This is a genomic window from Mycobacteriales bacterium (assembly GCA_040902655.1).
Lineage (GTDB): Bacteria > Actinomycetota > Actinomycetes > Mycobacteriales > SCTD01 > SCTD01.
In genome coordinates, this window is the sequence record JBBDWV010000045.1 from 37,369 (window position 1) to 48,489 (window position 11,121).

Annotated in this window: 11 protein-coding genes; 6 read left to right on the top strand and 5 right to left on the bottom strand. The window is 71.8% G+C overall.

Translation table 11 applies throughout. The annotated features are described in order from the left end of the window. Window positions 1–247: 247 nt before the first annotated feature. From WD794_12735 to WD794_12760, 6 genes are all read left to right on the top strand, one after another. Entirely contained in the window at window positions 248–1,171 is a 924-nt protein-coding gene (locus WD794_12735; GenBank protein ID MEX2291178.1) for an ABC transporter permease, read from the top strand. Further along, window positions 1,164–2,174 (top strand): ABC transporter permease, encoded by a 1,011-nt coding sequence (locus WD794_12740; GenBank protein MEX2291179.1) that lies wholly within the window; start codon window positions 1,164–1,166, stop codon window positions 2,172–2,174. Before WD794_12735 ends, WD794_12740 begins: the two co-directional genes overlap by 8 nt. Before the next feature lies 1 nt (window position 2,175). Then, window positions 2,176–3,201 (top strand): ABC transporter ATP-binding protein, encoded by a 1,026-nt coding sequence (locus WD794_12745; protein MEX2291180.1) that lies wholly within the window; start codon window positions 2,176–2,178, stop codon window positions 3,199–3,201. Continuing rightward, complete coding sequence (locus tag WD794_12750) at window positions 3,191–4,234, top strand: dipeptide ABC transporter ATP-binding protein (GenBank protein ID MEX2291181.1); 1,044 nt, start codon at window positions 3,191–3,193, stop codon at window positions 4,232–4,234. Before WD794_12745 ends, WD794_12750 begins: the two co-directional genes overlap by 11 nt. A gap of 89 nt (window positions 4,235–4,323) precedes the next feature. Beyond that, window positions 4,324–4,575, top strand: coding sequence for a preprotein translocase subunit SecG (gene secG / locus WD794_12755; GenBank protein MEX2291182.1), 252 nt, complete (start codon window positions 4,324–4,326; stop codon window positions 4,573–4,575). Window positions 4,576–4,621: 46 nt separating this feature from the next. Continuing rightward, a complete protein-coding gene (locus tag WD794_12760; GenBank protein ID MEX2291183.1) occupies window positions 4,622–4,957 on the top strand; it encodes an RNA polymerase-binding protein RbpA in 336 nt (111 codons plus the stop codon). 6 nt (window positions 4,958–4,963) lie between these two features. Here the strand turns inward: WD794_12760 and pgl are convergent, their stop codons facing one another. Genes pgl through tal form a run of 5 tightly spaced genes read right to left on the bottom strand, consistent with a single transcriptional unit; the run spans window position 4,964 to window position 11,107 of the window. After that, window positions 4,964–5,731 (bottom strand): 6-phosphogluconolactonase, encoded by a 768-nt coding sequence (pgl, locus tag WD794_12765; GenBank protein ID MEX2291184.1) that lies wholly within the window; start codon window positions 5,729–5,731, stop codon window positions 4,964–4,966. After that, window positions 5,728–6,720: a glucose-6-phosphate dehydrogenase assembly protein OpcA gene (locus WD794_12770; protein ID MEX2291185.1), complete on the bottom strand. Its 993-nt coding sequence runs from the start codon at window positions 6,718–6,720 to the stop codon at window positions 5,728–5,730. The genes pgl and WD794_12770 overlap by 4 nt, the downstream gene beginning before the upstream one ends. A 54-nt stretch (window positions 6,721–6,774) precedes the next feature. After that, window positions 6,775–8,319, bottom strand: coding sequence for a glucose-6-phosphate dehydrogenase (gene zwf / locus WD794_12775; protein ID MEX2291186.1), 1,545 nt, complete (start codon window positions 8,317–8,319; stop codon window positions 6,775–6,777). Next, on the bottom strand, window positions 8,316–9,944 hold the full coding sequence (locus tag WD794_12780) for a glucose-6-phosphate isomerase (protein MEX2291187.1): 1,629 nt from the start codon (window positions 9,942–9,944) through the stop codon (window positions 8,316–8,318). Before WD794_12780 ends, zwf begins: the two co-directional genes overlap by 4 nt. Beyond that, entirely contained in the window at window positions 9,941–11,107 is a 1,167-nt protein-coding gene (gene tal, locus WD794_12785) for a transaldolase (GenBank protein MEX2291188.1), read from the bottom strand. Before tal ends, WD794_12780 begins: the two co-directional genes overlap by 4 nt. Window positions 11,108–11,121: the final 14 nt, after the last annotated feature.

An 11,121-nucleotide genomic window follows, 5' to 3' on the forward strand; every position in this document is an offset into this window, starting at 1 on the left:
CCCCCCGGGCCGGGAACGGCGTGTCGCACGGCGCTCTGCGCCGGTGGCACGCCGTTCCTGTGCGCCGCGGCGCGTCGTCGTGGTCGGGCTGCCCGTCGGCGGCGTTCGTGACCTAGGCTTCCGGCGGTCTGCCCGGGGGCTGCCGCTGCTCGTCCGAGCCGAACGCCACCGCGCTCGGTGTCTGCTCGTCCTAGCTGGTCCGGCCACCCGCCGGGGGCAGGTAGGGGTCCCGGGAATCTGGAGGGTCATGGCCCGCTACATCGTGCGCCGCCTGCTGCTGGCGATACCGGTCCTGATCGGCGCGTCGTTCCTCATCTTCGCGATGGTGTTCGCGCTGCCCGGCGACCCGATCCGGGCGCTGGGCGGGGACCGCCCGATCTCGCCGGCGGTGCAGCAGGAGCTGCGGGACCGCTACAACCTCGACGACCCGCTGCTGGTGCAGTACGGCAAATACGTCGGGAACCTCGCCCAGGGCGACCTCGGCACCGACTTCAGCGGCCGACCGGTCTCCGACATCCTCGAGCGCAGCGCCCTCGTGACGGTGAAGCTCGCGTTGGTGGCGCTGGCGTTCGAGGCGATCTTCGGGCTGCTGGCCGGCGTGCTGGCCGGCATCCGGCAGAAGTCGTTCTTCGACAACCTGGTGCTCGTCACCACCACCCTCATCGTGTCGATCCCGGTCTTCGTGCTGGGCTTCCTGGCGCAGTACGCGCTGGGCCTGCGGCTCGGGATCTTCCCCATCGCCGGTGTCGCCGACGGCTTCAAGGGCTATATCCTGCCGGGCTTCGTCCTGGCCGCCCTGTCACTGGCCTATGTCGCCCGCCTGACCCGCACGTCGCTCGTCGAGAACCTACGGAACGACTACGTGCGCACCGCCAGGGCCAAGGGACTGAGCCCGGCGACGGTGGTCGGCAAGCACACCCTGCGCAACAGCCTCATCCCGGTGGTCACCTTCCTCGGGGCCGATCTGGGCACGCTGCTGTCCGGCGCGGTCGTCACCGAGGGCATCTTCAACATCCCGGGTCTCGGTCGCGCGGTCTTCCAGGCGATCCAGACGCAAGAGGGCACCGTCGTCGTCGGCATCGTGACGCTGTTCGTCTTCGTCTACATCTTCTTCAACCTCGTGGTCGACGTCCTCTACGCGGCCCTCGACCCCCGGATCCGCTATGAGTGACCGGTACCGCAAGGACGAGGAGGCCACCGAGCACGGCCTGATCGTCGACGACGAGTCCGGCCAGCGCCGCAGCGTCGGCGTGGGCGACGAGACCATCCCGCCGAGCTCGGTCAGTCGCGACTCGGAGCTGCCGAAGACGACCGAGAACCTGCGACAGGCCAGCCTGTGGTCCGACGCATGGCGGGAGCTGCGGCGCAACAAGCTCTTCCTGATCGCCGCCTTCCTGCTGAGCATCCTGACCGTGATGGCTGCCTTCCCGGGGCTGTTCACGAGCGTCGGCCCCATCGAGAACTGCCAGCTGTCGAACTCCAAGCAGGGTCCCGGCACCAACGGTGCCTGGTTCGGCTACGACATCTTCGGCTGCGACTACTACTCCAACGTCATCCACGGTGCGCGCGTCTCGATGATCATCGGCGTGTTCGTCATGGGAGGCGCGATGGTCATCGGCGTCGTCCTGGGCGGCCTGGCCGGCTACTTCGGCGGCTGGTTCGACACGCTCATCGCGCGCATCACCGACGTCGTCTACGGCCTCCCGCTGATCCTCGGCGCGATCCTGATCCTCAACGTCTTCGCCGACCGTGGACTGCTGCAGGTGGGTCTCGCGCTCATCGCGCTGTCGTGGATGACCTTCCTGCGCCTGTTCCGGTCGACGGTCATCTCGATCAGGGAGACCGACTACGTCTTAGCGGCGCGTGCGATGGGCGCCGGTGACGCCCGCATCCTGCTGCGGCACATCCTGCCCAACGCGATCGCCCCGGTCCTCGTCTACGCGACGATCTTCATCGGCGGTGTGATCGCCGCCGAGGCGACGCTGTCCTTCCTCGGCATAGGCCTGCAGCTGCCCGCGATCTCCTGGGGGCTGCAGATCGGCTCGGGACAGCGGCTCATCCGCACCGCACCGCACATCATCTTCTTCCCCAGCATCTTCCTGTCCGTGACCGTGCTGTCCTTCATCCTGCTCGGTGACGCGCTGCGCGACGCCCTCGACCCGAAGCTGCGGTGACATGACGAGTGCTCTGGCCGTTCCCGAGGGCGCCCCCGACAGCGGCGCACCGCTGCTCGAGGTGGACGACCTCTCTGTCGAGTTCCGCACCGACTACGGCGTGGTGAACGCCGTCAACGGCATCAGCTACACCCTCGCCGCCGGCGAGACGCTCGCGATCCTCGGCGAGTCCGGCTGCGGCAAGTCCGTCAGCGCCCAGGCGATCATGGGCATCCTCGACTCGCCGCCCGGCTTCGTCACCGGCGGGCAGATCCGCTACAAGGGTCGCAACCTGCTGACCATGGGCGCCAGGGAGCAGCGCGACATCCGGGGCGAGGAGATCTCCATCGTCTTCCAGGACGCGCTGTCCTCGCTCAACCCGGTCTTCACCGTCGGCGCCCAGATCGGCGAGATGTTCCGCCGGCACCGGGGCGCCTCCCGGGCCGACGCGAAGAAGGCCGCGATCGAGCTGATGGACCGGGTGCGCATCCCGTCGGCCAAAGAACGGGTCGGAGACTACCCGCACCAGTTCTCCGGTGGCATGCGCCAGCGCGTCATGATCGCCATGGCGATCGCGCTGGACCCGGCGGTGCTGATCGCCGACGAGCCGACCACCGCGCTCGACGTGACCGTCCAGGCGCAGATCATGGACCTGCTCACCGGCCTCCAGCAGGAGACCGGGATGGGCCTGATCCTCATCACGCACGACCTCGGTGTCGTCGGCGAGATCGCCGACCGGGTCGCGGTGATGTACGCGGGGCGGATCGTCGAGACCGGCCTTACCGACGCGGTGTTCGCGGCGCCCGCGATGCCGTACACCGAGGGCCTGATGGCGTCGATCGCCCGGGTGGACCAGAAGGGCCAGCGGCTCAACCCGATCGTCGGTGCGCCGCCGAACCTGGCGGATTTGCCCGCGGGCTGTCCGTTCCATCCACGCTGCCCGCGCGCCACCGACTACTGCCCGACGGCGCTGCCCCCGCTGCTCGAGGTCGTCCCCGGCCGCCGCAGCGCCTGCCACTACGCCGAAGAGGTGCTGGGTGACCACTGAGACAGCGACGACGACCGTGCCGGGCGCGGCCGGCGGTGAGCCGCTGCTGCGGGTCGAGGGCCTGGTCAAGCACTTTCCGTTGACGCAGGGCATCGTCTTCAAGAAGACGGTCGGCCAGGTGCGCGCCGTCGACGGCGTGAGCTTCACGCTGGACGCCGGCGAGACACTCGGCCTGGTGGGCGAGTCGGGCTGCGGCAAGTCCACCGTCTCCAAGCTGATCATGCAGCTCGAGAAGCCGACCGCCGGCAGGATCTTCTACAAGGGCACCGACGTCACGAGCCTGTCCGGCAAGGAGCTGCGCCGGCTCCGCCGCAACATCCAGATCATCTTCCAGGACCCGTACTCCTCGCTGAACCCGCGGATGACCGTCGGTGACATCGTCGGCGAGCCGTGGGAGATCCACCCCGACGTGGTCCGCAAGGCCGACCGGCAGAGGCAGGTCCGCGAGCTGCTGGCCCGGGTCGGCCTCAACCCCGACTTCGTCAACCGCTATCCGCACCAGTTCTCCGGAGGACAGCGTCAGCGCATCGGCATCGCCCGGGCCCTGGCGCTGCAACCCGAGATCATCGTCTGCGACGAGCCGGTCTCCGCTCTCGACGTGTCGGTGCAGGCGCAGGTGGTCAACCTGCTCGAGGAGCTCCAGCGCGACTTCGGGTTGGCGTACGTCTTCATCGCCCACGACCTGTCGGTCGTCCGGCACATCAGCGACCGGGTCGCCGTGATGTACCTCGGCAGCATCGTCGAGATCGGCACGGAGGACGACATCTACGAGAAGTCGGCCCACCCGTACACCCAGGCCCTGCTGTCGGCGGTGCCGGTGCTCGACCCGGTGGCGCGGGCGCACAAGACGCGGATCATGCTGACCGGCGACGTACCCAGCCCCGCGAACCCGCCGTCCGGCTGCCGCTTCCGGACCCGCTGCTGGAAGGCGCAGGAGCTGTGCGCCACAGACCCGCCGGAGCTGACCGACCGCGGTCAGGGCCACCCGGCCGCCTGCCACTTCGCCGAGGCCGTCCAGGTGGTCGGCGGATAGCTGAACCGACCCGCCGGGAGGGCCCGCCCGGCTATCCTGAGTGCTCCCCCCTCGACCTGCCTACGCACCGCCCCGAACGGAGCCAGACCGTGGTGACCTTCCTGTCCATCCTCCTGACGATCACGAGCATCCTGCTCATCGTGCTCGTCCTGCTGCACAAGGGGAAGGGCGGCGGCCTGTCCACCATGTTCGGCGGTGGCGTCTCCTCCTCGCTCGGCGGCAGCGCCGTCGTGGAGAAGAACCTGGATCGGCTGACCATCGTGTGCGGGCTGGTCTGGGTGGTCTGCATCATCGCCCTGGGCCTGCTGCTCAAGGAGACACCGGCCGCCGCGCCCCTGTAGAGCGGCAACCCCACCAGCAGCATCAATTTCGAGCGAGGAGCAGTCCGTGGCAGGTGGCAACGCGATCAGGGGCAGCCGGGTGGGCGCCGGTCCGATGGGCGAGGCGGAGCGCGGCGAGGCCGCGCCCCGGCGGCGCATCGCCTTCTACTGTGCCAATGCGCACGAGACGCGCCCCTCGTTCGCCGACGACGCGTCCGTTCCCGACACCTGGGACTGCCGGCGGTGTGGCTTTCCGGCCGGCCAGGACAAGGACAACCCGCCGGCCCAGACGAAGGTCGAGCCCTACAAGACGCACCTGGCCTACGTGCGCGAGCGCCGCAACGTCGAGGACGGCGAGGCGATCCTGGCCGAGGCCCTCGCCAAGCTCCGCGGCAACCGCTGACCCTGGTCAGCGGCGGCGCAGCTCCCGCGGCAGGTCGGCCGCCGCGGCCTCGTCCAGCAGCCACAGCGTCGCTGCGCGGCCGGTCACGCCGGCGGCCGGCACCCCCACCCGCCCCGCGCCACCCAGCGCCATCCTGACCATCGGGGCCTTCTCCGCGCCCGCCACCACCATCCAGACCTCCCGCGCGGCCCCGAGCGCGGAGAAGCCCAGGGTGATCCGGGTCGGGGGCGGCTTCGGGCAGCCGTGCACGCCGACGACGAGCCGGTCGTCGTGGGCCGCCGGCGACTCCGGGAAGATGGAGGCGGTGTGACCCTCCGCACCCATCCCGAGCAGCAGCACGTCGAACGGCGGGATCTCGTGGTCCGGCGGCGCGGCCCGGCGCAGCTCGTCGGCGTAACGCGCCGCCGCGGCGTCGGCGTCCTGCCCGTCCGGCCCGCCCAGCGCTCCCATCGGGTGCACGCGCGCCGGGTCCAGGTCGAGCGCGTCGAGCAGGGCCTCCCACGCCTGCCGTTCGTTGCGCTCGGGGTCGTCGGCCGACACGTACCTTTCGTCACCCCACCAGATGTCGACCCGGCGCCAGTCCACCGCCTGCCGTGCCCCGGAACGGCGCACGGCGTCGAGCGCGGCGATCCCCACACCGCCGCCGGTCAGCACGACCGAGGCCGAGCCGCGTAGCGCTTGCGCGTCGACCAGCCGGGTGAGCAGCCGGGCGGCCACCGCCGCCGCCAGCACCTGCGGGTCGGCGACCACCACCACGGTGGGGGCGGACGTCACGAGGTCGTCAGCGCCGGGTCCGGATCACCCGCGTCGCTGGGGTCGTGCCAGACGTGGGTGCGGATCGCCGGCCGGTCCGACAGCCCGCCGACACCGGTCGCTGCAGCCAGCGCCGCGGCGTAGGTCTCGTCGGCGTCGAGCCGCCGCAGCTCCTCGGCCAGCAGGTCACCGAGCCCGCGGCGCTCCAGCGGCAGCGTCCGATCGGGCTGGTCGCTGCGGCGCAGCGTCACCGTCTGCCCGTCACCCGCACTCAACCGGACCTCGCAGTCCTCGAGCGCGAGGGACACACCGGTGATGCCGGGGCCGTCGCTGTCGACCAGCGAGGCCTGCACCCCCAGCCGCGACGCCAGCCAGCCCGCCAGCAGCGCCCGCGTGGGGTCCTCCGGCTCCCCGTGCACCTCTGCCCGCTGCGCGGCCGAGGTCACCGAGTCGAAGGCGGCGGCGCACAGCGCCCGCCAGAGTGTCGCGCGGGTCCAGGCCAGATCGGTGTCACCCGGGGCGTAGTCCTGGGCCCGCTGGGCCAGCGAGGCGAGGGGATCCGCCGCCAGCGAGGTGTCCGTCACACGCCGATCGGCCAGCACGCCCAGCGGGTCGTGGGCGATGCGGTGCGGCGGCTGGCCGTACCACCACGTGACGACGGGGGCGTCCGGCGCGAGCAGCGGCAGCACGACGGACTCGGCATGCAGGGCCAGCCGTCCGTACATCCGCAGCACGGCCGCCTCGCCGGGCCCGAGGCGGCCGCCGATGAGGACCTCGGCGTCGAGCCGGGCCTCCAGCGCGTCCGGCCGGCGCCGCACCACGATGATCAGCCGACACGGGTGCGCGGCGGCGGCCCGCGTGGCCGCCTGCTCGGCCTGCTCGACCTTGCTCTCCTCGACGACGACGACGAGGGTCAGCGCCAGCCCACTCGAGACCGAGCCGGCCTGCCGCCGCTCGGCCGCGAGCGCCTTGACCACGGCCGTGCCGGTGGTGTCCCAGAGCGTCGTCATGCGTGCCTCCGGCACGACGCAGTCGTCATGTGTGCCTCCGGCACGACGCAGTCGTCAAGGTCGCCTCCAGACCCGGCCGTCGCGGGCCAACATCTGCTCGGCGGCCCGCGGCCCCCACTCGCCGGCGCGGTAGAGGTGGGGCTCGCCGCCCTGCGCGTTCTGCTCAGCCCAGAACTGCTCGATCGGGTCGATGACCTGCCAGCTCTGTTCGACCTCCTCGTTGCGCGGGAACAGCGACGCGTCGCCGAGCAGCACGTCCAGCAGCAGCCGTTCGTACGCCTCCGGGCTGGCCTCGGTGAAGGCCTCGCCGTACTGGAAGTCCATCGCCACGTCGCGCACCTCCATCGTGGTGCCGGGCACCTTGGAACCGAAGCGCAGCGTCACGCCCTCGTCCGGCTGGACCCGCACGACCAGTTGATTGGCGCCGAGCTTCTCGGTGTCGGTCTTGGCGAACGGCAGGTGCGGTGCCCGGTGGAAGACGACGGCGATCTCGGTGACCCGCCTCGGGAGCCGCTTGCCGGTACGCAGGTAGAACGGCACGCCCGCCCAGCGCCGCGTCTCCACCTCCAGCCGGACCGCGGCATAGGTCTCGGTGCGGCTGTCCCCGGCGACCCCCTCCTCGGCGCGGTAGCCCTTGACCCGCTCGCCCGCCAGCCACCCCTGGTCGTACTGACCGCGGACGGTGTAGGCCGCCAGGTCGGCCGGTGGCTTGAGCGCGCCGAGCACCTTGCGCTTCTCGGTGCGCAGGCTCTCGGCGTCGAAGCCGACCGGCTCCTCCATCGCGGTGAGCGCGAGCAGCTGCAGCAGGTGGTTCTGCAGGACGTCGCGGGCCGCACCGGTCTGCTCGTAGAAGCCGGCGCGGCCGCCGATGCCGCCGTCCTCGGCCATCGTGATCTGGACCGAGTCGACGAAGTGGCTGCCCCAGATCGGCTCGAACAGGGTGTTGGCGAAGCGCAGCGCCAGCAGGTTCTGGACTGTCTCCTTGCCCAGGTAGTGGTCGATGCGGAAGACGTCCTGGGCGGTGAAGACGTCGTCCACCAGGCCGTTGAGGGCCTGGCTCGACGGCAGGTCGTACCCGAACGGCTTCTCCACGACGACCCGCCGCCAGCCGCCTGACTGCCGGTTGTCGGACATGCCGGTGCGCTGCATCTGTTTGAGCACCGTCGGGAACGCCGCCGGCGGGATCGACAGGTAGAACGCCGCGTTGCCCTGCGTCCCGTGAGTGGCGTCCAGCTCCCGCAGCGTGCGGGCGAGCAGGTCGAACGCCGCATCGTCGTCGAAGCTGCCCGGCAGGAACCTGATGGCGTCCTGCAGTCGGTGCCAGGTCGATTCGCGGAATTCGGTACGGGCGCCCTTCTCGGCCGCCGAGCGGGCCAGCTGCTCGAAGTCGCCGTCACCCCAGTCGCGGCGGGCGAAGCCGAGCAGCACGAAGCCCGGCGGCAGCAGTCCGCGGTTGGCCAGGTCGTAGACAGCCGGGATCAGCTTTTTCCTGGCCAGGTCGCCGGTCACCCCGAAGACGACCAGGACGCACGGCCCCGGGACGCGTGGCAGCCGCCGGTCGCCGGGGGAGCGCAGCGGGTTCGGCCCGGTGGAGGTCATCGGCCGCCGGCCGCCGCCAGCAGCGCGCGGAGCCCCTGCGCACGGTCGGTCAGGTGCAGCGCCAGCACCGGCCGGCCGCGGGAGTCCAGGGCCCGCAGGTCGCCGAGCGCCTGGGCGGCCTGCAGGCCGCCGAACGTGAACGGCCGGCCGGGCACCTCGAGGTCGTGGGCCACGGCTCCGGTGATCTGCAGGAAGACCCCGGTCTGCGGCCCGCCCTTGTGGAACTGCCCGGTCGAGTGCAGGAAACGAGGGGCCCAGCCGAAGGTGACCGGATGCGCCAGCCGCCGGGCCAGGACCGCCCGCAACTGCGCTGCCGAGGCGTCGGCCTGCCGGTCCAGGTAGGCCATCGCGGCGAGGTAGCCGCGTTCGGGCACAGCTGCCAGCAGCGCGGCGAGCGCCCCCGAGAGGGTGTCGACGCCGGCCAGCAGGTCGCCCGTCGCGAACACGTTTACGCCGTCCGCACTGAACAGCGGCGGGCGTACGGCCGACGGCGCACCGTCCAGGATCGCGCCGGTGTTGTCCTTGCTCTCCTGGACGTTCGGCTGGTCGAACGGGTTGATGCGCAACGCCCAGCCGGCTACCGCTGTCGCGTACTCCCAGGCAAGGAACTGCGCGCCCAGCGGCCCGGTGACCGTGCTCCCGACAGCAGGTCCCTGCGTCTTTGCCGCTCCGGCGACGACCAGCTGGCTGTCGGCGGACGGCTCGGTCCCCGGCGCGTCCGGCGCCTCGACGACGACGGGCAGCAGCCCTTTGCCCTCCTTGCCGGTCGACTCGGCCACCAACTGCTCCACCCAGTCACCGAAGCCGACCAGCCCGGGCGCCGGCGCGAGCACCAGCTTGTCCCGGCCGGCGACGGCGCCGCCGCCGAGCACGGCGCCGAGCGACAGCGCGGGGGAGTCGGCGGACAGGGCCGGCTGCAGGGCGGCGGCTTCGTCGAGCAGGCCGGCGAGGTCGGCCCCGGCCAGGCCGGCGGGCACCAGGCCGAAGGCCGTCAGGGCGGAGTAGCGGCCACCGACGTCGGGGTCGGCGAGGAACACCGCCCGGGTCCCCTCCTGCTTCGAGGCCTGCTCGAACGGCGAGCCCGGATCGGTCACGACGACGATCCGCTGCGACGGGTCCAGCCCGGCCGCTTCGAAAGCCGCCCGCGCAGCCCGCCGGTGACTGTCGGTCTCGATCGTCCCGCCGGACTTCGAGGACACGACGACGACGGTGCGCTCGAGCTCCACGAAGGCCGACCGGACCTGCCCCGGATCAGTGGTGTCGACCACGACCAGCGGCACGCCGGCCGTGCTGCAGATCACTTCGGGGGCCAGGGAGGACCCGCCCATGCCGCAGAGCACGACCCGGTCGACACCCTCCGCGCGCAGCTCGTCGCGCAGGGCCAGCACCCTCGGCACCAGCGCCCGGCCGGGCTCGACGACCTCCAGCCAGCCGAGCCGCACGCTGGCCTCGGGCGTGGCCTCAGGACCCCACAGGGTGGCGTCCTTGTCGACCAGCGCCTGCGCCAGGCCCGCGTCGTGCGCCTGTGCCAGCACCCGGCCGGCCGCCTCCAGCAGGGACGCGCCGGACGTACGGACCGTGAACCCGGCTGCGGTGACCGGCTCGCCGGCACGCGGCTGGCTCACTCGCTGCCGCTCTGCGTCGAACCCGCGGCGGGTCCGCTGCCGGCGGGAACGGTCCCGCCGTCGGCCGCCACGTCCGCACCCGCCTGCTCCAGCTGCTCGGTGACGCACTCGATCAGCGCGTTCCAGGCGTCCTCGAACTTCGCGACGCCCTCCTCCTCCAGCTGTCGCACGACCTCGTCGTAGTCGATCCCGGCGCTCTTGAGGTCATCGAGCACCTGCTGCGCCTCGGGATAGGCCGTCGTGACGGTGTCGCCGCGCACGACTCCGTGGTCGGCGACCGCCTCGAGCGTCGCCTCCGGCATCGTGTTGACCGTGCCGGGAGCCACCAGCTCGACGACGTACCGCGTGTCGTCGTAGGCCGGGTCCTTCACCCCGGTGGACGCCCACAGCGGGCGCTGCGGCCGGGCGCCGGCCTGCTCGAGCGCCCTCCACCGGTCGCTGCTGAACACCTGCTCGTAGTGCGCGTACGCCAGCCGGGCGTTGGCGATGGCCGCCGTGCCGCGGAGCGCGGCCCCGTCGTCGAGCTGTCCGTCGATCGCGCTGTCCACCCGTGACACGAAGAAGGACGCCACGGACCCGAGCCGCGACAGGTCGTGCCCGGCGGCCTTCGCCTGTTCCAGGCCGTCGAGGAACGCCTGCATCACGGCGTCGTAGCGCTCCAGCGAGAAGATGAGGGTCACGTTGACACTGATGCCCTGCGCCAGGACCTGCGTGATCGCCGGGAGGCCCGGCCGGGTGGCCGGGATCTTGATGTAGAGGTTCGGCCGGTCCACCAGCCACCACAGGGCTTTCGCCTCCGCGACGGTGCGGGCGGTGTCCTGCGCGATCCTCGGGTCCACCTCGATCGACACCCGGCCGTCGACCCCGTCGGTGCGGTCGTAGACCTCGCGCAGCACGTCGCAGGCCCACCGCACGTCGTAGCTGGTCAGCATCCGCACCGCCTCGCCCACGTCGGTGCCGCGCAGCGCGAGGTCACGCACCTGGTCGTCGTACGCCGCGCCGTCCGAGAGCGCCTTCTGGAAGATGGAGGGGTTGGTCGTGACGCCGACGACCTCCTTCTCCCGGACCAGGTCCGCGAGATTCCCCGTGCGCAGCCGGTCGCGGGACAGGTCGTCGAGCCAGACGGCGACGCCCGCCGAGGTCAGGTCGGTCAGAGCAGACATCAGGGCAGCTCCAG